The sequence below is a fragment of the Bacteroides sp. RTP21281st1_H5_RTP21281_210402 genome (assembly GCF_040918965.1).
Lineage (GTDB): Bacteria > Bacteroidota > Bacteroidia > Bacteroidales > Bacteroidaceae > Bacteroides > Bacteroides congonensis.
The window spans coordinates 1-22789 of the sequence record NZ_JBCOWR010000023.1 but is presented as its reverse complement, the minus strand read 5'-3'; the positions used below and the strand labels follow the sequence as shown (position 1 = coordinate 22789).

19 protein-coding genes and 1 pseudogene are annotated in these 22789 nt (G+C 42.0%); 9 read left to right on the top strand and 11 right to left on the bottom strand.

All coding sequences use genetic code 11. The features are described from left to right. Positions 1–12 precede the first annotated feature (12 nt). The 8 genes and pseudogenes from AB5443_RS22390 to AB5443_RS22355 form a co-directional block, all read right to left on the bottom strand. Positions 13–2370, bottom strand: coding sequence for a TIM-barrel domain-containing protein (locus AB5443_RS22390; RefSeq protein WP_195663139.1), 2358 nt, complete (start codon positions 2368–2370; stop codon positions 13–15). Positions 2371–2378: 8 nt separating this feature from the next. Then, a complete protein-coding gene (locus tag AB5443_RS22385) occupies positions 2379–4172 on the bottom strand; it encodes a glycoside hydrolase family 71/99-like protein (protein WP_368114049.1) in 1794 nt (597 codons plus the stop codon). Positions 4173–4213: 41 nt separating this feature from the next. Beyond that, entirely contained in the window at positions 4214–5203 is a 990-nt protein-coding gene (locus AB5443_RS22380; RefSeq protein ID WP_303003800.1) for a DUF6528 family protein, read from the bottom strand. Positions 5204–5257: 54 nt separating this feature from the next. Then, positions 5258–6802, bottom strand: coding sequence for a hypothetical protein (locus tag AB5443_RS22375; RefSeq protein WP_368114048.1), 1545 nt, complete (start codon positions 6800–6802; stop codon positions 5258–5260). A gap of 234 nt (positions 6803–7036) precedes the next feature. Next, on the bottom strand, positions 7037–8572 hold the full coding sequence (locus tag AB5443_RS22370) for a hypothetical protein (RefSeq protein ID WP_368114047.1): 1536 nt from the start codon (positions 8570–8572) through the stop codon (positions 7037–7039). A gap of 27 nt (positions 8573–8599) precedes the next feature. Further along, a complete protein-coding gene (locus AB5443_RS22365) occupies positions 8600–9208 on the bottom strand; it encodes a fasciclin domain-containing protein (protein ID WP_022137219.1) in 609 nt (202 codons plus the stop codon). A gap of 13 nt (positions 9209–9221) precedes the next feature. Next, positions 9222–10682, bottom strand: a complete 1461-nt coding sequence (locus tag AB5443_RS22360) for a RagB/SusD family nutrient uptake outer membrane protein (RefSeq protein ID WP_195407442.1) — start codon at positions 10680–10682, stop codon at positions 9222–9224. 13 nt (positions 10683–10695) lie between these two features. After that, positions 10696–11784: pseudogene (locus AB5443_RS22355) on the bottom strand (SusC/RagA family TonB-linked outer membrane protein); the annotation flags it as partial. A 199-nt stretch (positions 11785–11983) separates the two neighbouring features. Between AB5443_RS22355 and AB5443_RS22350 the strand changes: the two are divergent. From AB5443_RS22350 to AB5443_RS22310, 9 genes are all read left to right on the top strand, one after another. Further along, positions 11984–13318, top strand: a complete 1335-nt coding sequence (locus AB5443_RS22350; RefSeq protein WP_271688867.1) for a site-specific integrase — start codon at positions 11984–11986, stop codon at positions 13316–13318. A 77-nt stretch (positions 13319–13395) separates the two neighbouring features. Next, positions 13396–14130 carry a TIGR04255 family protein gene (locus AB5443_RS22345; protein ID WP_271688865.1) on the top strand — a complete coding sequence of 245 codons (735 nt, stop codon included), beginning with the start codon at positions 13396–13398 and terminating at the stop codon, positions 14128–14130. Continuing rightward, positions 14127–14465 (top strand): hypothetical protein, encoded by a 339-nt coding sequence (locus tag AB5443_RS22340; RefSeq protein ID WP_271688863.1) that lies wholly within the window; start codon positions 14127–14129, stop codon positions 14463–14465. Before AB5443_RS22345 ends, AB5443_RS22340 begins: the two co-directional genes overlap by 4 nt. Continuing rightward, positions 14462–15085, top strand: a complete 624-nt coding sequence (locus AB5443_RS22335; protein WP_271688861.1) for a hypothetical protein — start codon at positions 14462–14464, stop codon at positions 15083–15085. Before AB5443_RS22340 ends, AB5443_RS22335 begins: the two co-directional genes overlap by 4 nt. 4 nt (positions 15086–15089) lie before the next feature. Continuing rightward, complete coding sequence (locus AB5443_RS22330) at positions 15090–16040, top strand: DUF6043 family protein (protein WP_271688859.1); 951 nt, start codon at positions 15090–15092, stop codon at positions 16038–16040. 169 nt (positions 16041–16209) lie between these two features. Beyond that, positions 16210–16524 carry a helix-turn-helix domain-containing protein gene (locus AB5443_RS22325; RefSeq protein ID WP_005797547.1) on the top strand — a complete coding sequence of 105 codons (315 nt, stop codon included), beginning with the start codon at positions 16210–16212 and terminating at the stop codon, positions 16522–16524. Between the two features lie 4 nt (positions 16525–16528). After that, positions 16529–17719: a primase-helicase family protein gene (locus AB5443_RS22320; protein ID WP_250781321.1), complete on the top strand. Its 1191-nt coding sequence runs from the start codon at positions 16529–16531 to the stop codon at positions 17717–17719. Between the two features lie 231 nt (positions 17720–17950). Further along, on the top strand, positions 17951–18901 hold the full coding sequence (locus tag AB5443_RS22315; protein ID WP_271688853.1) for a toprim domain-containing protein: 951 nt from the start codon (positions 17951–17953) through the stop codon (positions 18899–18901). A gap of 222 nt (positions 18902–19123) precedes the next feature. Then, positions 19124–20527, top strand: coding sequence for a mobilization protein (locus AB5443_RS22310; RefSeq protein WP_258986151.1), 1404 nt, complete (start codon positions 19124–19126; stop codon positions 20525–20527). 157 nt (positions 20528–20684) lie between these two features. On the opposite strand, the gene AB5443_RS22305 is transcribed toward AB5443_RS22310, so the two are convergent. The 3 genes from AB5443_RS22305 to AB5443_RS22295 all read right to left on the bottom strand — a co-directional run bounded on the left by AB5443_RS22305 (position 20685) and on the right by AB5443_RS22295 (position 22685). After that, positions 20685–21032 (bottom strand): hypothetical protein, encoded by a 348-nt coding sequence (locus AB5443_RS22305; RefSeq protein ID WP_258986153.1) that lies wholly within the window; start codon positions 21030–21032, stop codon positions 20685–20687. A 473-nt stretch (positions 21033–21505) separates the two neighbouring features. Next, positions 21506–22489 carry a 23S rRNA (adenine(2503)-C(2))-methyltransferase RlmN gene (gene rlmN / locus AB5443_RS22300; RefSeq protein ID WP_347501324.1) on the bottom strand — a complete coding sequence of 328 codons (984 nt, stop codon included), beginning with the start codon at positions 22487–22489 and terminating at the stop codon, positions 21506–21508. Positions 22490–22505: 16 nt separating this feature from the next. Further along, on the bottom strand, positions 22506–22685 hold the full coding sequence (locus tag AB5443_RS22295) for a cysteine-rich KTR domain-containing protein (RefSeq protein ID WP_258987699.1): 180 nt from the start codon (positions 22683–22685) through the stop codon (positions 22506–22508). Between the last annotated feature and the right edge of the window lie 104 nt (positions 22686–22789).

Sequence of the window (22789 nt, the reverse complement as noted above, 5' to 3'; positions counted from 1 at the left end):
ATACGCTTATAGTTAAAACTTTATTTTTATCGCCTCACCTGTATAGATACATTCCTTGTTTTCAAAGACAGTTCCTTCAGGCAGATATAATTTCACATGCATTTTTATTTGTTCCGGCATACCGGGATAATTACCTTCACGCTTTCCGATAGTCAATGTCCGTTCCGCATCTTTCCATTGCATCGGCACTTGCGAACTGACGCCTTCTTCATAGCGGTAAGAATCACCTTCATCCTCATACCATAAGAAAGAGGCGTCTGTTCCGCCATAGATACGAAGTTCCAGCTCGTGGTCGGGACACTCCATTGCATATTGCTTCACTTCTGCCAAGGGCAGAATGGAACCGGCTTTTACATACAGGGGTAATACATCCAGTACATTTGCCTGTACACACTCCTTTCCACCGCCAAAGGCTTGCCCAGTCCAAAAGTCATACCAATACTTGCCTTCATGTCCGGGCAGGTAGACAGCGATATCCTTTTCTTCCGATTGAGGATGAAATACCGGACGCACCAATAATGACGTACCGAACATATAGGCGTTGTCAATATTGAAAGTACAAGTATCTGTTGTAAAATCCATAGCCAATCCTCTCAGCATGGTATAATCGTCGGCCGTCACTTGGTAAGACATTGAGTAGATATAAGGCAGTAGGCGATAACGCAGATTTATATATTTCACCTGATTGTCATAGTAAGGTGTTCCTTTTTCACCAAACTGCCAGACTTCACGAGGCACATTCGTGCCGTGAGCACGGAAAATCGGTGTAAATGCACTGAACTGGAACCAACGTGAATACAGTTCTTTATAATCATTGCTTTTCAGTCCGTCAGGGTATTTCGCGTCACGTTCCGTTACGAAGAAACCGCCCGTATCGGAAGTCCAATACGGAATACCGGACATGGATAAGTTGAGTCCGGCAACCAGTTGTTTGTGCATATTCTCCCAAGATGCCGAAACATCGCCCGACCAAACTGCCGTACCATAATGTTGCTGTGAGGCAAAGGCGGAACGGGTAAGAATAAATATACGTTTCTGATTACTTTCAGCCCGCAGGCGCCGGTAGAAGTCTTTCAGCATTTCCAAAGAATAGGTATTCAGATAACGATGGAAGCTGCCCAAGCAGGTATTTCCGGCCGATTTAGTTTTCTCTTCCTGTTTCAACTGGGTAAATCCTTCACGGAAAGAGGGTTCCGTAGCATCCATCCACCAAGCATCCACGCCCATATCATAAAGTCCTTTCTTCAAGTATTGCCAAAAGATATTCCGAGCGGCGGGGTTATATGCGTCAAAGACTTTATAGCCCGCCCATGTCGGTTCGTCAAACAATGCACCAATGGAATCCAGCGAGTGATAAACATCCGTTTCCGGTCCGAATCCGGGCCATACGGAAAGCATGAAATGTACATTATCCTGCTGATGCAGCTCGTCAATAACCTGCCGGGGATTGTCAAAATGAAGCGGATTGAAGGTGAGACTGTTCCAATGGAGTTTGTCGCCCCAATATTCCCAATCCTGCACAATATTATCCAACGGGATTCCCCGTCTGCGGTATTCTTTTACGACTGCTTTCAGTTCATCGAACGATTTATATCGTTCTTTGGATTGCCAGAAACCATACACCCATTTCCCGAACATCGGAACGTTTCCTGTCAATTTCCGGTAACCGGAAACAACTTCATCCATGCTCCTGCCATACACGAAATAATAATCGGAAGCATCGCCCACTTCGGACATAAAGGAGTAGCCTTCGTCCGTATCTTCAAACTTTGTCGAGGAATAGTTATCCCATAAGATGCCATATCCATTGGTCGAGACAAGGAACGGATTGACAATATCCATATTTGCCTGCAAAAGGAGTACTGACTTTCCACGATAGTTCATAATGCCGTTCTGATACTGTCCCAGTCCGTAAATAGCCTCATCCGCAGTAGGAATAAAGCGTTGGATTACTTCGAGACATTGTTCGCCACCAGCTTCGGAGCGTTTGAAGTCACGCGCCTTTTTATGGTCTTTTTCTTTTAACAGTAATCTGCCTGTTGATGCTTCGTGAAAAATAAAAGCAGCATTGACCTTGTCGAAAGTTACAGAAAGCTCATGGGTACGAAAAACAAATGTCTGCTTCGTCTCTGCGTACCTATAATCTTTGAATGTAGGCTTCTCCGCATCGACAACCAATCTTTTTGTTACCAATGTATCACCTTCTGGATAAGATAGAATCCGTACGCACCCCGCCGACATAAATTCAACTCTATATTGAACACTGTCACAGATAAAGGAACAACCTCTGCCATCTTCATTGACCGAAGAAGAACATCCGAACCATGAAAGTGCGGATGAAACCAATAACCAATATTTCAGATTCTTCATCAACCGGTTTATTTGACTGTGTAGATACTATATCCCAATGACAAATTACGGACTATGACATTTCCTTTCAGATAAAAGGTAGGCATATTAAAACCGTTCACAATATTGTCCTTATGCAATTCCACTTTTGCGCTTTTCCATTCACCTGTGTTATCAGTGCGTATCCGTGATACAATTTTAAACGGTTCTTTGGGCTCGCGTAAAGTAGATGACCGTACAAAGAGGGATTCATTTCCTTTATCCAAATATTCAAAATACAGATATCCGACATAGTTATTCATCTGCAATTTAGAGACTAGCTCTTTGGGTAAAGATATGGAGAGAGTTTCTTCGGCATTGTATCCACCGGACTTACGTTTCCCCTGGACTTTCAAATCCGATTCACGCAGACGTTTCATCTCAACAGTCAGAGCTGACTTCGCTGCCTTTATATCGTTTTCTATTTGAGACAACAGTCCTATCGCCACCGGATAGCGTCCTTGGCTTATCAATAATGCCGCTTTGTCAAGCGAACGTTGGCAGGCGGATACATCCATTTTGGTCTTTTCAAGGAAACAAACTTCTTTCCGCAAACGGAAAAGCAGCAATGGCAAGGTCAAACCACGCTCATCTGCCTGTTCACCTTTGAATTCTGCAGCGTATTTTAAAGTAGTACGCAGTTCCCGGTCACCATTCTCAATAGTGGGTTCAATCTCATGTCCCTCAGTATAATCACTCCAAGAAGCGATAAACATCATATCCAGACTGTCTTTCTCTGCCATACAGAATTTCCACATACTGCTATATGTTTCTCCATTATTGCGAGGTATATAGTAGAAGTGTCCGCGTCCCCAGCCCGCACATCCCCGGTTATCCATGCCGGGCATGGCAAATCCAGATTTGATGGTATAGGCAGGATTGTTACTGTGCCAAATCGAATCACGAAAAGGTTTCATAAACTCTATGACATCATCCTGAGTGGCATAATTATCCCATTCGGCATGTTCCTGATCCTTTACCCGGACACGTGCAGGAAGCCATGCAGTAGGTATTTCGCCGACTTTCTTCCAGGCATCCATATCATCACTGCGAGTTACGGGAATGTATTTATTATTTTCCAGTTTTCCCCAATCAGCCCACCGGCGCAAAGCAACAGGCTGCTTCATTCCTTGAGGAAGTTTTACTTCTGATAATACTTTCCGATATTCATCAACCTTCGCTCCCGGTCCGAAATGATAGAAGACAGGCATTCCTTTTACAATAGGTGCCGTAGGTCCGGTAAAAACACTATCAACAAGATATTGATAACACTTTGCCATATACTCCGTTTTGGCTTCACGGGTATTTACTTGTGGATAAATTTTGGTTATCCAGTCATAATACAACCATCCGTCACACCAGTTTACTCCTATCTCGAAGTCATACTTCGCCGCCACTTTCTGCATTTCACGCAACAGGATATCGTTTTCATGGGGTCTGAATCCCCATTCAATAAAGAAGCCGTCTATCTTGGCTGCTTTTGCCGACAATATCTGGTATTCGATATAGTCGGGATCCAAATTCGACTGCATCCCGACTTGCGGATAAGCCACTGCCGCGATTTCATGCCGTCCTTCACCATCTATCAGGTCGGCATTATAACATAGCGATTTTCTTCCGGTACTTGATTTTTCCGTATTGGCATACATTTCCCACCGTCCTAATTTGCCATCATGCTGACGGGTATAGCGCACACCATGAAAGTCCGCATATACTTTCTTTCCATTCTGCGCCCAAGCCTGTACGGCTGAAAACATCAGTATTAAAAGAAGAAATTTCCTCATTATTCCTAATTTTATTATTCTATTGTACCTATTAAACTTTATCAATCCTCACCTAGTACCAAGTCGTGCTCTTCCGGATAACTGAAGGTATTGTCAATCATCCAACGACCTTTGTAAATTTTGGCTCCGCCCATCTTGAAAAGTTCCTCCCCTTTCTCATTGACAAGTCCTTCCGCCCACCATTCTTCTGTCGGTTTCAACATCAGGATTCCGTCCGGTCCGTTGCAGATACTCTTTATATCGGGGATAGCATAGACCTTTTCACAAGTAGGAGTATCCGTAGAAACATCAAACTTATAAACAGCCGAAGCGGCCGTCAACCATAGTTTATCATTTTCACCATAGACCGGGAACAAATCATGCCCACCCGATTCTTTGTCAAATGTATATACACGTGTCTGGTTGGTCAGTTTAGGGCTGGCAGGATTGTCATTGTTATATTTGAAGCGGAATAACGCCGTAGTACCGGCCTGTATAGTAGCCGTAGCGTATATACATTCTCTCTTTTTATCCCACACGACATTGTGGGCATTACCCAATTTCACGGTATTAGCTTTCATTCCCAGTACTTTTATCGTATCTACCACAAAGGTATTAATTTCACCAGACTTTGACTCTGCTGTAACAATATTTCCATCCGGTAATATTTCCGCAGAGTGAGGATTCTGCCCGCAGTTAGCATAGAACATTAATTTATGGTCTGATATGCGGATTAATGCCACCGCTCCGCCGGAAGCGGTCATCAATACATAGCGTTTATTGAAGACCGGTTTCACTTCACTTGGATTAATGAACCAGTCCTGATGTGCTGAAGGAACACAAGCCGTATAAGGGTCCCAACTCCAAACATTGCGTCCTGTCTCCGTATCTCTTATCACAATGGCACGTTTCGACTGCTCTGCCAAAACATATGCTTTCGCAGGAAGTTGAAATGTTTCATTCTGTGCAACAGGAGCTGTGTCGTCATCGGAACAAGCCCCCAAGGCTATATTAAAGCCCAAAAGAATGGCTAATAAACTTATTTTCTTCATATTCATAACTATTTTATTTTCTATTTTTTCTCTATTAAAACCTCTACAAATTCTTTAGTGTGATTGAGTATCATAGTAATCAATCAAAGGATAAACAGACAAATTCAATTGCCGCATATATGCAAGGAAATCGTCATAAGGTTCGTACTCTAATGAGACAATCCCTTTATTCGAAGCACTACCGTCTGAAGCATAGCCGTCATTATATTCAAAATGTATCCATCCAATGCAATTCTTCGTTTCAAGCAAACGCAAACAGAAATTCTGATGAAACTCTCCCCGGCTTTTCTGTGTACGTACGAGCCAGCCACCACCCTCTGTATTCGAATACTTAGTTCCTTTATAGGAGGTATCTTCAGCCTTTGTATAGAACTCAGAAACCAAGAACGGCTTCACTCCGCACCATGATTTCAGATTGGTCAGGAAGTCAGTTTCCGGTTGCCAGCGTCCATAGTAATTGATGGAAACAATATCACAATAACGGGCACAAGCCACTACTACTTTCTCATTGTATTTACTCCAGTCATGCAGACGTGTACCCAAAATCAAGTGTTCCGTATCGTAACGCCTGACAGTCTTCGTCGTCAATTGATAATAATAATCAGCAACAACTTCCCTGAAATCTTCCTGATCTTTCTTGGTTATCGCTGCGGAAGAGACTATACCTCTGTCCTGCATAAATTTTTCGGCATAGATTCGGGCTGCTTTGTAACGGTCGGGCAAAGCCAGGAAATGTTTCAGGTCAATCCCTCGCAGAGGGTCAGCATTCTGATAACTCGCAAACGGCAGTTCATTATCGAGATAATATCCAACAAAGTGTTTGTCACCTGCAAACAACGTGGATTTCTTGCGTACTAGGTCGTCGATATAGGTTTCAAATGTTGGTTCGAAAAGAAGAACCAGGCGATTATACTTATCGTCATCAAAAGGATAACCTAAATTCTTACTCATGTCCCACATAAAGGTACGAAGCAAATACAAGGTTTCCGCATACGCAATCTTCTGTGTCTTCGGCGTTAGCAGGTTGGCACGCATAGTAGCGGGAAATGTCTCAATACGATTTGAGCCATACGAAATATAGTTGATATGGTTATCCGCTATCAGCTTTCCTGTTTCTTCGCTCCACCGGGCTTCACTACCAAACTTTATACTGAAAGCTTTCTGATGGGCAGCAGATTCTCCCGGACGAACATGCTGGATTCCATGGAGAATAACAACGCCATTATCAGGGTCAAGCAGATAAGGGCGTCCACCGCAATAGGCTACCCGGAAGAAACCATCTTTTCCCGTCACAGAAGAGGGTTGCAAGCCGATTCGTCCGCCCCATGCAGTCCGGCTATATTCTAATGAAGGAGTATACCGATTCATATTATCAATGATGCGGGTTTCACGGGAATCGGCAGTTGTCCATGATTGAAAAGTTCCATTCTGCCACTTTCTATATTCTACATTCAAATAAGTATATTCGTCCGTTGCAGGTGTAGTGGGAGCTTCCGGTTCCGAAAGTTCCCCTGTATCAGAAGAAGAACACCCTGTCACGAACGACATCAGCCCGACTAAACAGAAAAAGAGGAAGCGATGATATATATGTCTATCCATATTACTTTTAATTAATACATATACTTACTCAAGAAGCAGATAAAGTTTTGCAAGTATCCGTTTCATAGAGAGACAGGAAGCGTTTTTATAGTTAGTAACCATGCGCCAGATGCTCATCCCGAACAGTACCAGATGTTCATCCTGCACACAGTATCTAACTATCAAAGAGCTCTTATCCCTATACAATCCACCTGTTATCTTCCAATAACTTGTTGGCCCGATATAGTAGAACCGTTATTTCTTCTTAGGGAATTTGATTTCCAGTGTCATCACACGTACAGTCGCATTACTGGATACCAATTCTTTAGGTTCTGTCATACTAATAATTTTCATAACGCCTACCCTTTCTCCTGCCGTTGAGGTATCCGCTGTCTTGAATGCGATAATATCCCCAACTGCAACAGGATTCAATTGATTGGCAGTGATGATACTTGATGAGATTGCACTTATGGAAGAAGCCGTTGCATTATCAAAATCAAAACTTGACAATATGGCAAAGCGGGTATCATTCTTCACACTTATAGCACTCAGTTTACCTGTTGAACCTGAATATTCCCCATCCTTATCTTTGAAGCTCATAGAATACAAACGAGGTACAGCCGAACCACCAAAACAATAGAACTTAACGTCTACATTTTTCGCATTACTCTCGTTAGCAATCGCATAATCAATAGAATAGGTTTTCAAGTCATTCAATGACAACAAACCGTATGTATCGGGATACTTGGCATTCGGAGTATTGGCAATAGGGTGACTGCCTATGGTAACTGTAGCAACGTCCATATTGACATACGCTGTCACATATCCTACCGTATTCTTATCCTCTCTTCCATCCGATACTACAATCTTAAGTTGTGAAGTAGCCTCAGTAAAGTTTATTTCAGGTGAATAATCCAAACTTGTTTCACCATTCTTTGTTTCTCTCAGAGCTTCTACTTCCTGTCCATTCTCAATACGATAGATTATAATTTCATGAACACCACGAACTGACTCAATTTTCATCGGTACACCTTTCTTTGCGTCAGTATCTGCAAATATGGTCTTTTCAGGTAAAGTCAGTACAGGGCCGGGGATAGTCCTGTAAGTCACAGGCAGTGTCGAAATTGTAATATATCCATATGTATCTTCCGCCTTGACCTTAAAACCTCTATCACCTTCTTTATAATTTATCATTTCGTCGTATGCATACTCTTTCTCGCCACTCAAGTTTGCAGTACCTTGTGATTCCTGTCCGCTGGCTGAAACCAAGTACATTTCAACCGTTTTCAAACCGGCTTCTGAAGTTACTTTAAATATTGTACGTGGAATAGTCGGATTCTCGTCCATTTCATCATAAATTATCTCTTCCGGATCAAAAGTGATGACAGGACGTTCTACAACATCGGTCACTGATATAGGTAGTGTACTCGTTATTACATGATTCAATTTATCGGTGGCTTCAACAATAAAAGCCTGATAATTCGCGTCATATTCTAAGTTTTCAGATAAACTGTAGGAATTCGGATTGAAGAAATCCGTTACAGTCTTATAATCAACAGTTCCTTCCACTGTCTGAATTTTCATTGTCACACTCTGCAATCCGGCTTGTGACTTGATTACAGCTACTACAGGCAGATTGTCGACTTTATTCAGATCGACAGCCAATTGTTCCATCGGGAATTTGATAACAGGAGCAGCGGCATTAGGGTCAATATTTTCATTATCGTCACCGCAAGCCACAAAGTTCAAGCAAAGCCCGATTAATAAGATGGTATATAATTTACGAATCATAATAAACTCATTTTAATTTAATACTGATTATTTCTGATAATAACAATATTTCTCGAATATGTGGATTACTCCATTTGTCGGCAAGATATTGCTAGTCTTAGCATTGCGTTGAGGTGACTTACCATTGCTTCCTGTTTCATTCACCAAAATCTTTCCTACGGCAGCCTGCCATGGATTCTTCCAAACGGACATGGTCATCAAACCTTTTTCACCGGGAAGCATTGTCAATACAAACATGGCTTCTACTTGTAATTGCCCATACGAGCTATATTCACCATCCACAATATGATACAAAAGCATATCTTTCACTGTTGCTTTATCGCAGTCAGTAATGGAAGCCACACCCGGAAAAACATTCTCACGATAGGACTGCATAGCCGTATTATTCAGAGCCAGATAAGTATATTTGTTTTCAGTCTGAGTATAGTAATCCTTCAGACCGGTATATTCTATTGCCGCCGTAAATTCAGAGAAAATATTCTGATGATCCTGAAAATACTCCCAGGCAGTCACATTCACATGAGGGTCGTCAACCGATGCTTCATAATCATAATTCTTCTGTAAGTCCAAATCGCATCCGGCCAGTGCTATCATACCCAGACAAAAGAAAAGCGTTTTATACATTGTCTTTTTCATCGTTTCAAGCTTTTTAGTTATTACCATAATATGTATTCTGAGTTATTTTCGGATTCTCCAATATATGTGAGTAGTGAATCGGGAATAGTTCATTGCCATCCTGACTCATACCGTTGACAGGCTCCATCACTTCTTTCCATTTACCTGTACGTACCAGGTCGAACCAGCGACGGCCTTCACCAACTAACTCAACCTGACGTTCACGTAGAATGTAATTTATGACCTCATCTTCAGACGCAAAGCCAAGTGCCGTAGGAGTAGCCAAGCCTGCGCGGTCGCGCACTTTTTTCACCAAATCCAAAGCTTCTTCCCATTTGCCCAAACGGGCACGGGCTTCTGCCTGTAGTAACAACATATCTGTATAGCGATAAACCGGGTAAGCAACTTCACAAGTCTTGTTCAATGAATTACTGATATCGCCAGCCATATATTTACGCAATTCATTCCCATTCTGATAATCCTTCACCGTGTATGCCTTACGCAAATCGCCCTGCATATCCGATTCATTAAAAATACTCATCAATTGGTCTGATAAAACGGCTGCACGGTTGCCCGAACCGGAGAACCACTGATACATATAACTATATCCGTTTACACCCACTTCGTCCATATTAAAGTGAATGAGGAAAATAAACTCTTTTGTAGAGTATTCATCATTTTCGGGGGTATCGTCCGATGGTTTATTATTCAGTTCTTCCGTAAACATGGTATGCCAAGTTTGAATGGACGGCTCAAAATCGACAAAACGACCTTTGGAAGATTTTATATCAGCCATTTTATCAATGGTTTGATCTGCCAGGTTATATTGTTTAACCCACATATAGACATCTGCCATTATAGCCCATACGCCACAGATAGAAATACGTTTACGCTCAAAGTTCTTATTACGGTTAACCAAACTTTCCGCTTTCTTCAGGTCAGGAAGAATGACATTGTCTATAATGTAATTCTTATCCGTACGTTCCTTGTAGATAGCATCAGAGTATTTCTCCGTCGGTTCGGTAAACAAAGGTACATCACCCCAAACACGGATAGCATAGAAATAGGCTAAAGCACGCAAAGCATACGCTTGTCCGAGATAGTCGTTACGGTCGGCAACATCCGGCATGCTGATATTAGGAATATATTTGATAGCCAGGTTTGTCTGGTTAATCATTTGATAGAGAGTAGTCCATTTCGCACATTTCTCGTCTGTAGACATCAGGTTGTTGATAACACGTGCCTGGTCTGCCATTACCGGAGCACCGGGGGCTACGTTGTCCGAACGGAATTCTCCCCAATAGAAATAGTTCTCACGCAAAGTGGAACGCAGCAATCCGTAGATTTCATTCACTCCTGCCTTGGCGTCACGGGCAGTTTGCCACATATCGCCTGCCGGGATTTCACTTACCGGCTCTTCGTTCAGAAAATCCGAGCAGCTATTCAATGATAGAGCCAGGCATACAGCTCCAACAAAATATTTTATCTTATTCATACTATATTCTCAATTAAAAGTTAGCAGAAAAACCAATACCATATTCTCTCTTTCTCGGGTAGCGGTAAGAGTCTTTACCTACCTGAAGAGGATTACTTGTAGAGAATTCAGGGTCGAATCCGGAATAGTTAGTCCATGTCAAAGCGTTGTTAACAAAAGCGTAGACATTCACATTCTTCAGCATCAGCTTCTTTATCCAATTTCCAGAAAGGTCATAAGCTATGCGTACGTTCTGCAAACGGATGAAAGAAGCATCTTCCAAGTAGAACGAGTTACCCATACGGGCATTGTTGAAATCGTCATTGTATGGACGGGGATAGATAGCCTGGTCGCCCGGATGCAGCCACATGTTGTGGATAACTTCCGGTGGAGGAGTCGTTCCGGTGTATTTGAACATATTACGGTTATGTTCCGCCGCATTATAAATCTTTCCACCCAGTGAATAATAGAATCCTAAGTACAGGCTCAAGTTCTTCCAGGTCAGTGTTGTATTCAGACCACCGGTCACGTCAGGCATAGCATTGCCAATCACCATACGGTCATTATCATCAATCACACCGTCACGAGTAGTTTCCGGCTCTTCCCAGTTGTAATCTCCACCACGGAACGGTTTGCCGTTCGGCAATGTTTTCTGACGGATATTGCCGGAATATTCTTTTCCATCCAACAAATACTTATATTGGAATACACCATTCTCGAAGACCGGAGTCAGTTGCTCCCACTTTTCTGTAAAGGCATTCGATTCATCGTAAGCAAACACACCGGCACTCTTGAATCCGTAGAAATCACCGACACGGCCACCTTCCTGCATCCACCAAATATCGCCTTCCATATAGGCTTTGCCTTCAGACAGTTTCTCAATACGGTTAACGTTTCTGGAGATGTTGAATGAAGCATTCCATTTCCAATCTTTCGTACGGATAATATCACCGGTGACAGCAATTTCGAAACCACGGTTACTCATCTCACCCACATTGGTTTTCATGTAAGAGAATCCCGATTCTTTCGGCAACTGATAGTTGGCAAGCAAACCGTCGGTGTATTTATCGTAATAATCGGCAGTAATTGTCAGGCGGCTATTCCAAAAGTTCAAGTCCAACCCGCATTTGAAATAACTAAATCGGAAACAATCCGTTTGAATAGCAAAACGATGAAGTTTAAACCAAACTAAACTGATTATTAATACTTTACACAATGCTAAAAAGTTAATTCCATTTAATTGGATTGAAATAAATTCGGGATGAGTGGGAACAATTTGGGAACAAATGCTATATTTGCGCCATAACAAAATCATTCAGCCTATGAAAGCAACAGCATTTATCCGAAAGACTGCAAGCAAAAATGATACCAACAGCGTAGCAACAATCTATTTCAGACTAAGGGACGGAAAAAAAGACATAAAGGCAGCCAGCGAGCTGACTATAAACCCAAATCACTGGAGCAGCGAAAAGCAAGGTTACAAAGACAGGGTTGCACTTGTGAGCGAGGAAAAGAAGCAGGCTTTGAATAATGAAGTGCAAAATATCCTCAACCTGATAAACCAGAACTATACACCGGAATCAGACAGTGAATGGTTGAGCACTTTAATTGATAAATATCACCACCCCAACAGATACAAGACGAAGGAGGAAATCGAAGCGGAAACTAAACCTATACTGCTTGAACTGTTCTCTGAATTCCTTGTAAAGCACAAACTTTCCGAAGTCAGGAAAAAGAATTTCCGTGTAATACAGCGTACTTTGGCAAGATATGAACTTTATGTACGTGCTACTAAACAAGGGCAAAAGGACTTTATTCTTGATGTTGATACAGTCACACCTGAAACGCTTCGGGACATGTGGGACTTCTTCGAGAACGAATACCAGTATTATGAACTGTACCCAAGCATTTATGAAACCATCCCGGAAAAGAGAACTCCACAACCACGTGGAAAAAATACTCTGATAGACTGCTTTTCAAGAATACGCACATTCTTCCTGTGGTGCTTCGACAACAAGCTGACCACCAACAGACCGTTTGACAAGTTTCCGATAGAGGAATGCAAATACGGAACTCCTATTTATATCAACCTTGAAGAAAGGGACAGGATTTTCAATGCAGACCTTTCTGCCACTCCACAGCTGGAGATACAGAGGGACATCTTCATTTTCCAGACACTGATAGGGTGCAGAGTAAGCGACCTGTACAGAATGACCAGACTGAACATTGTGAACGGTGCAGTCGAATACATACAGAAAAAGACAAAGGAAGGAAATCCGGTTACGGTACGTGTACCGTTGAACGACAAGGCAAAGGAAATTCTCGAACGGTATAAAGACCATGAGGGAAAACTGCTGCCGTTCATTTCCGAACAGAAATATAATGAGGCAATAAAAAAGATATTCAAACTTTCAGGAGTGGACAGGATTGTCACTATATTAGACCCGTTGACACGTGATGAAGTCAAAAAACCGCTTTATGAAGTGGCAAGCAGCCACCTTGCAAGACGCACCTTCATCGGTAATATTTATAAGAAGGTGAAAGACCCGAATCTTGTTTCGGCACTGTCGGGACACAAGGAAGGCAGCAAGGCTTTCAGACGGTACAGGGATATTGACGAAGAGATGAAGAAAGACCTCGTTAAACTATTAGATTAATATAGTTTAAGGGCTTAATAACACGCTATTAAAGAATAAAGTATTATTTTTGTAAATTAAACATTAAAAGATATATTATGGACAGATTTTTGCCATCAAGAATAGAAAAGTGCCCACTAATCGATGCCTTAATAGAATTTCGCTTTGAAGCTGCCATTGCTAAAAGTGCAGTCTTTGGCGTTATCTATAATCTAATAAGAAATGATTATAGAGGAAATGTTATCAATCTCCCTATTTTACAGATTCCTGAACAAATTAGAGAGGTTGACCCAAATTTAAAGTTTAAGCCTTTATATAGAATTGAAGGTGATAAATTTATAATCCAAATAGGATATGACGTTTTAAGTATAAGTTCAAAAATGCCATATGTTGGATGGCCAGAATTTTCTCAGCATTCACTTTCTTTAATCAATAAGATTATACAAGAAGGAATAATCAAACGTGTGTCAAGACTAGGACATAGGTATATTAATTTTTTTAGAGGAGATATAACCAACAGCCTGACTATGTCTTTTTCTATGACCGAGAAATATGTATCGGAAAATTTATTGATTCGCACAGATGTTAGGGACGGAAATTTTATGAATACATTGCAATTTGCAAATAATGCAAATTATAGGCCTAATCCAAATACCTCTGAAATTGTAGGTTCATTAATCGATATAGACACATCGCGCGAGTATTCAGATAATTTCTTCATTGAAAATAGGGAACAAGAAATAAATATGGCTCATGAGTGTGAAAAAAAATTATTCTTTTCATTATTGAAGCCTACTTTTTTGGAAACTTTAAACCCAACTTTTGAGAAATGAATAATTTAACTACTTACATAAACGCTAATATCATGCTATTGTCAGCATTGTCTTGCGTAACATTAACAGATAGTGAATTACCAGCTATCTCAAATGGACAAATATATAATAACAGCATTATCCCATCTATAAATACATCTTTTTCATGGGAAAATGATACGCCATACTCTGTTAAGAATGTTGCAATTTCAACAGAAACGGTACTCGTAAAAACTTCCGACTATGAAGATTTTGAAATAATTAGTTCATTTGCTCAAAAATTACTAACAGAAGAATCTTTTATAGATGAAGAAATTCAAAATGTCATCAATGATCATTTTTGGGATATGCTATGATAACAGAAGATGAATTAAAAAAATATCTACCCAAATATCTATCAGAAGAGAATTACAACAATCTTTTGACAGAACTTAAGTCTTTTCCTTACAATATAGATAATAGAATGTACACTTATTCACTTGATAATAATATTATATATCAAGGTGATGGGATAAAAGAAATGCCTATAATAGATTTAGCTAATATAGGAAAAGGGGTGAAGATTACTAATTGCCTGATCTTATCAAATACATGTGATATGGATATAGCCAACAATCGCTTATTTCCAGCCTCAATTATGTATGCTCCAATTATTAATCTCGCTAATTATATATCAGTTCTTCAGAAACAAGGTGTTGATGACACCAAAATAAAAAATCATGTTACAAATCTAAAACAGCAAAAGATCACTCAAATCATTTATCTTCCTGCAAATTCAAGAATAGATGATTCCATAGTCTTTCTTGACAGAATTCAACATATTGACAACCGTTATATTGACAGAAATCTGTTAGAAACAAAACGCTTATTTTCTTTAAGTGATTATGGATTCTATATGCTAATATTCAAATTATCTGTCCATTTTTCGCGTATACAAGAAAAAGTTAATAGGGGTAGCAGTAGCATATCAAATTAGCTTTATGGGACAACAGGAATATGACAATTTCAAAAGACTGATAAGGGAGTGGCTTGACAGCCACCCCGATGAATATGCGGCTTTCGTGGAAGAAATGAACGACAAGGAGTTCAAGGGATTTGTCAAGGTTTTCAAAGTTGCCACAACCTTGGTACCGAAATACAAGGAAGCCACACGCAGACGGATCGGAGACGACAAAATCTCCGATTTCGAGGAACTGGAGAATGTGCTTCTGGATTCAGACCTTGCCAAAAAGATTGTGAACGAGTTCCACCATTCAAAAAGGCGGAGCATAATACCTGCCATGCTCGCATGGCTGTACTACGGACGGAGTTATGAGTGCATGGTGGAACAGGGAGAGGAACTGGCCAAAAGAAAAGGTATTACAAGACTATACAAATGGCTTGTTTCCTATATGGTCAGGTTCATCATCAAGAAGAGCATCAGCAGCGGCATGAGAACCAAGGAGGACTGGGTGGCTTTCAGAAAGCAGCAGAAAGCCATTGAGGAAAACAACCTCGTGGAATGGTCTATTGAGGATGAAGAAGACATTGAAGAAACCGAAACGGAAGATACGGACAGCCTGCAGCAAGGACAGCCCAAGAGTGCCGGACGAAAAGCCGACACACGCACCCTGCCGGAGCTGCTGATAGAGAACAGGGATGTCATTCTGGAAAGAATCGGAACAAGGCTGAAAACGCATACGACCGAAACGGACATCGCACGTCTGTACATCGCACTGGTGGAATACCGTTTCATGCGCCCCTGTCCCATAAAGACTTTCCGGAACGCACTGCAACAGCAATACACAGACCTCAGCATCGTACACGAAAGGGGAATACAGAAAGCATACAGGAACCTTACCACCCCTTTCGGAGGAAGCAAAAAACTGATAAAGGACATCGGGGAAGACCATGTTGCCATAGAGGAATTGAAGGCTTATCTATCCGCTTGAAATTCGTTTAATTCGTTTTTGGATTTTACGAATTTAACGCATTGAAATCCATTGATTTACGATTATTTTTCGTTATATATTTGTGCCACTATCCTAATCGGGGTAGTGGCTTTTCGTTTATAATACTGCCGAAACGGGAAGTCTTACAACCGGCAGTTTCAACAAGCCTATGACAGACCTGATGGCAATTATCCAAAGCGGAAACGGCAACATCAAACTGGAAGTGACAGGCGAAGACCTGCTCATGTTTTCAAACCAGCTGATAAGCCGTGCCAAGCATGAACTCTCCACCGCCATTGCGGAAGCGAGAAAGGAAAAGTACCTCACAAAGGAGGAAGTGAAGAAAATGTGCGATGTGTGCGACACCACCCTTTGGCACTGGGCAAAGAAGAACTATCTGAAACCCGTGAAGGTGGGAAACAAGGTCAGATACCGACAGTCGGACATACAGAAAATCCTGGGTGAACGCAATCCTTCAATCTGAGCCTATGAAAGAGGAAGAATACATGCGTGTGGGAACGACACTGTACAAGGTCGTAAACCAGCCCTGCGCCAGCGGAGGGTATGAGAAAAGACGTGTGATATGGAACAACAGCACACTCAGGCAGGACTACGGGAAGAACTATCTTGCGACCGTCCCGAAGTATGACGGATTCTGTACCGTTCCCGACCATCTGAACTACCGGAAGGAAATTGACGGTTTTCTGAATCTGTACGAACCGATAGAGCATACTCCGCAGATAGGAGATTTCCCGAACATACGTTCTCTGGTGCTACACATTTTCGGTGAGCAGTACAATCTGGGACTGGACTATCTGCAACTGCTGTTCCTGCAGCCGTTACAGAAACTTCCCATACTCCTGCTGGTATCGGAAGAGAGGAACACGGGCAAGAGTACGTTCCTTAATTTCCTGAAAGCCGTATTCGGGGATAACGTGACATTCAACACCAACGAGGATTTCCGGAGCCAGTTCAATTCCGACTGGGCCGGAAAGCTGCTCATTGTCGTGGACGAGGTGCTGCTCAACCGCAGGGAAGACAGCGAGCGGTTGAAGAACCTGAGCACCACTTTCAATTACAAGGTGGAAGCCAAAGGGAAAGACCGCACGGAAATAGCCTTCTTCGCCAAGTTCGTATTGTGTTCAAACAATGAGTATCTGCCTGTAATCATAGACGCAGGGGAAACACGATACTGGGTAAGGAAGATAAATCCGCTGCAGAACGATGATACGAATTTCCTGCAAAAGCTGAAAGAGGAAATACCAGCCTTCCTGTTCTTTCTGACACAAAGGGAGCTTTCAACGGAAAAGGAAAGCCGTATGTGGTTCAATCCGAAGCTGACACATACGGCAGCCCTGCAGAAAATCATCCGGAGCAACCGCAACCGTCTGGAGATAGAAATGGCTGAACTGTTCCTTGACATCATGTCAAACATGAATGTAGAAAGCGTATCATTCTGCCTGAACGACCTCATGACACTGCTTATCTATTCGCAGGTAAAGGCAGAGAAATATCAGGTGCGGAAAGTGGTTCAGGAAGTATGGAAGCTGACTTCCGCACCGAACTCGCTTTCCTACACCGCCTATGAGATTGCTCCCCACCGTGACTGCCACTACGAAACGAAAAGGAAGACAGGAAGGTTCTACACGATAACCAAGAAACAGCTGACCGCTATATGATTATTTTGATGAAATGATGAATACAGTATATAACACGTTGTATTACAATATAATACAAGCTCATCATTTATTCATCGGAATATAATGCTGATGAAAAGAGAAATCATCATTTCTTTTTTGGCAAGCAGTCTGATGAAAAAATGATGAAGCGTTACCATTCTGTATAATAGCTTATTACAGGTAAAATTCATCAAATCATCGTTTTTTCACTCATCACAAAACCGTACGAAAATGACAACAGAAGAAGCAAAAAAGATAAGAATCGCAGACTATCTGCACTGTCTGGGGTATTCCCCAGTAAAGCAGCAGGGGGTAAACCTCTGGTACAAATCCCCGTTCAGGGAAGAGAACGAGCCCTCGTTCAAGGTAAACACCGAACGTGAACAATGGTTCGACTTCGGTCTGGGAAAGGGCGGCAACATCATCGCACTGGCGGCACACCTCTACGCAACGGAGAGTGTTCCGCATATCCTGAAACGCATAGAGGAACAGACACCGCATGTCCGTCCCGTGTCTTTCTCTTTTCACAGGCAGTCTGCCACCGAGCCGAGTTTCCAGCAGCTTGACATCGTGCAGCTGTCTTCCCCTGCCCTGCTCTCTTACCTGCAGGAAAGGGGAATAAATACGGCACTGGCGAAAAGAGAATGCCGTGAGGCACACTTCACCAACAACGGCAAACGGTATTTCGCCATTGCCTTTCCGAACATATCGGGTGGATATGAAATCCGCAACCGATATTTCAAGGGCTGCATCGCACCGAAGGAAATTTCACATATCAGACAATCGGGAGAGCCGAGAAAAGCATGTTACGTTTTTGAGGGGTTCATGGACTACCTTTCCTTTCTGACACTAAGGCTTGAAAGCTGTCCGCAATTCCCCGATTTCGACAGACAGGACTACATGGTTCTGAACTCTGTTGCCAATGTTTCCAAGGCACTCTATCCACTGGGCAGCTATGAGCGCATCCACTGTTTCCTTGACAATGACCGTGCAGGAATGGAAGCCCTGCAGCAAATCAAAAAGGAATATGACAATGCCAGATATATACGTGACGCTTCACACATTTACAGCGGATGCAAGGATTTAAACGAATACCTGCAAAAACAGGCAGAGACAAAGAAACAGGCTCAATCCATCAAAGTGAAGACACCGCCCAATAAACCGGGAGGCTTTCGGTTATAGCCCACTATAACTACACGCTTCGCTTACGTAGTTGTGGGCTCTCCCGAGGGGATTAGGGTTTTACCCTAATAACCCACTCAGGGCGTTTCTCCCCTGAGAACCCCAAGCAAAGAGTGACCCTCTCTTTGCAATCTCCGCTTATGGGTTGCACCCCTAAGAACCCCATGCGTTTACGGACAGCGGAAAAGCAAGCAATAAAGTACAAACCAAAAACAAGTATCTATGGCAACAAAATCAAGCATACATATCAAGCCCTGCAACATCGCATCGAGCGAGGCTCACAACAAAAGAACTGCCGAATACATGCGCAATATCGGAGAGTCCAGAATCTATGTGGTTCCTGAACTCTCCACCGACAACGAGCAGTGGATAAATCCCGACTTCGGCAGTCCGGATTTGCGGACGCATTATGACTATATCAGACAGATGGTAAAGGAAAAGACCGGACGTGCCATGCAGGAAAAGGAACGGGAGCGCAAAGGCAAGAACGGTAAAATCATCAAAGTGGCAGGTTGTTCGCCCATCCGTGAGGGTGTATTGCTTGTCAGGTCGGACACCACACTGGCAGACGTGCGTAAATTCGGTGAAGAATGTCAAAGACGCTGGGGAATCACACCGTTGCAAATCTTCCTGCACAAGGATGAAGGGCATTGGCTGAACGGTCAGCCGGAAGCGGAAGACAGGGAAAGCTTTCAGGTCGGGAACAGATGGTTCAAGCCGAACTATCATGCCCACATCGTTTTCGACTGGATGAACCACGAAACCGGAAAGAGCCGAAAGCTCAATGACGAGGATATGACCGAAATGCAGAGTATGGCATCCGACATTCTCCTGATGGAGCGTGGGCGGTCAAAGGCTGTTACCGGAAGGGAACATCTGGAGCGGAACGATTTCATCATAGAGAAGCAGAAAGCCGAACTGCAACGCATAGACGCTGCAAAACGGCACACCGAGCGACAGGTAAATTTTGCCGAGCAGGAACTAAGGCAGGTAAAATCGGAAATACGTACCGATAAGCTCAAAAGCGCAGCGACAGATGCAGCCACCGCCATAGCAAGCGGTGTCGGTTCTCTTTTCGGAAGCGGAAAGATGAAGGAACTGGGAAGAGCCAATGAGAGGCTGCAGGACGAGGTTTCAAAACGGGACGCGGACATAAAAAAGTTACAGACACACATACAGCAGATGCAGAAACAGCATGACACGCAAATCCACAATCTCAGGGAAATGCACAGGCAGGAACTTGACATGAAGGAAAAGGAGCTGTCACGGCTCGGCAGAATCATAGACAAGGCTTTCAGGTGGTTCCCGATGTTCAGGGAAATGCTGCGCATGGAAAAGCTATGCGCTATGCTTGGGTTCTCAAGGGAAATGACCGAGAGGCTCGTGGTCAGGAAAGAGGCTATGAAATGTAGCGGTAAAATCTATTCCGAGCAGCACAGGCGGAACTTTGACGTAAAGGATGATGTTTTTAGGGTGGAGAATGACCCTGACGATGAAAACAGATTGAGCCTGACAGTAAACAGGAAGCCGATTGCCGACTGGTTCAGGGAACAGTGGAACAGGCTCAGATACGGCACAAGACAGCCACAGCAGGAAGAAAGGCAAGGCAGGGGAATGAAGCTATAACCCCGACAAATAAGTCCAAGAGAACGGTTTTATGCCCTCTCTTGGATTAATAGTTATAATTGATACCGCCCCAATTATGGGGCAGACGAAACCTTTCTATCTTCATTTTCCTATTTATAAAATAGACCGATTGGTCTCTCATATGTTGTATGGGCTATCAATTAAAAGAAACTCTTAAAGGAACATTATACCATTTTTCGTTATTCTTAAAATGTAAAACTATAGAATCCCCCTCAAAGAAATTATTTATAATGTTTTCTTTAAAGTTACTATTGAATTCTTTTAAAGAAACGTGAATAGTATCTTTTTGTTTAACAATCATTTCATTATAATATTTATGCAAACACTCTTTAATAGTATCATTATCTTCTACGATGTATTTAATAACTCCATTAAAGTTTTTATATGAGATAGATAGATTTTTATTTTTATCTTGCGGTACTAAGTAACATCCTCCTGTTCCAGAACTTAGTGTTATATTATGGAATAAAGAAGATAGCTCCATAGAGTTCACCTCCTTCCCGCGTGGAGTAGAGGACGGGAGTTAAGGGCTTGTCCTCTCTGCCCCTTTCGCTCCGTACCCGTTCGGGAGATGGCTCTTGAGTGCGCTTTTCAGAAAAAAGTTGAAAAAAGCAAAATGCGCCCGTCCGCAAGACGCGGACGGGCGCAAAGGAAATGTAAGCAGTAGCTAAATGTATTGACAGTTCACATTCATAGCCGGAATATCCCGCTTGCGGAGCATAGCTTTTTTTGACCGCAAAGCATTAGGCGGGTTACAGTAAATAAAAATGGACACGGCGATACCTCCCCGATACCGCCGTATCCTTAAAAAAGGGCGACTTTAATACACTACCCGCAATCCATTCTATAATAGGGAACAGCGGCTTTTGCGCAATATTAAATAAAAAAGCCGATAACACATAGGTTTTTTGACCTAATGCGTTATCGGCTCTGCGTCTATGCGTCTGGCACTTTTAATCATTTTTTTTTGAATTTATTATATGTGTTAGCTAACTGTCCACAAGCCGCGTTAATCTTTCTGCCATGAGAAACTCTCATAGTAACTTCAAGTCCTGCTTGCTCTAATTGATGTTTGAATGCAACTATTTCCCGTTTCTGTGGTGCTTTAATTCTTGAATTGCTTGTTGGGTTGTATTGTAACACGTTAATCATAACTTTTTTGCCCCGAAACCATTTTGCAAGTTGTCTTACATCTGAGGGCCGGTCATTTATACCCGGTAAAAGCAAATACGCAAAGACAATTTTGCGATTATGCCTTTCAGAATAGGATAAGGCTTGCTTAACAACATCTTCAATAGCATATATGCGCATGTGAGGAATAATACGATTTCTTGCAGATTGTGTTGCTGCGTGTAAAGATATTGTCAACTGAATTTTAAGATGTTCCTCGCGCAATTTTTTTAATTGATCGACCGGACCAACTGTTGATATGGTAATGCCGTCGGTTGGAAAGTTGAGCCCATATCTATCTCGGAGAATATGGATTGCTTTTATCAAGTTGTCATAATTGAATAAAGGCTCTCCCATACCCATAAAAACGATACGGTTTACTTTTCGACGCAACAATATAATCTGTTGTACGATTTCTGACGATGTTAGATTACGAACAAAGCCATTTCGCCCGGACTCACAAAAAATACAACCAACAGGACAACCGACTTGTGTGCTCACGCAAACAGTTCCACCATCTCGCCGCTTGATAAAAACCGTTTCAATGTATTTGTTGTCTTTCAGTTCGTAAACATACTTTTCAGTATCACTGCTTTTGCAAATATTTTTTACCAACATTGATAGATTTTTTTTGCGTGGTAATTGCTTATATAATTCTTCATATAAGGCTTTTGCTTCATTCTCGCCAATAACTTCCGACATTTCTTTGTAAGTAAATCCGTATGGATCATTCCGTACTTCCGCAGGCGTATATTTAGGTAAACGTTTCATTTTTATATCCTTTCTTCTAAATAATAAAAGTTTGTTTTTCTGTATTTTTGATTACAATCTCTAATTTTTCTACATCAATGATATGCGTCAATTTGCATTTAGGGCAGAAAAGAGGAAAATCTTTTAATACAGTATTATGAAATACTTGAACTCTCGTCTTTCCGTTACAAAAATGTATTATCCAAATAATAAATATCTATATTTTTATTCTTTTTTATTTTATGGTGGGTTCTATCAATTCCATTTTTTATTTCTTGCATAAGGCAGCAGAACCCTTTAACTGTCTTGAGCAAGATAATC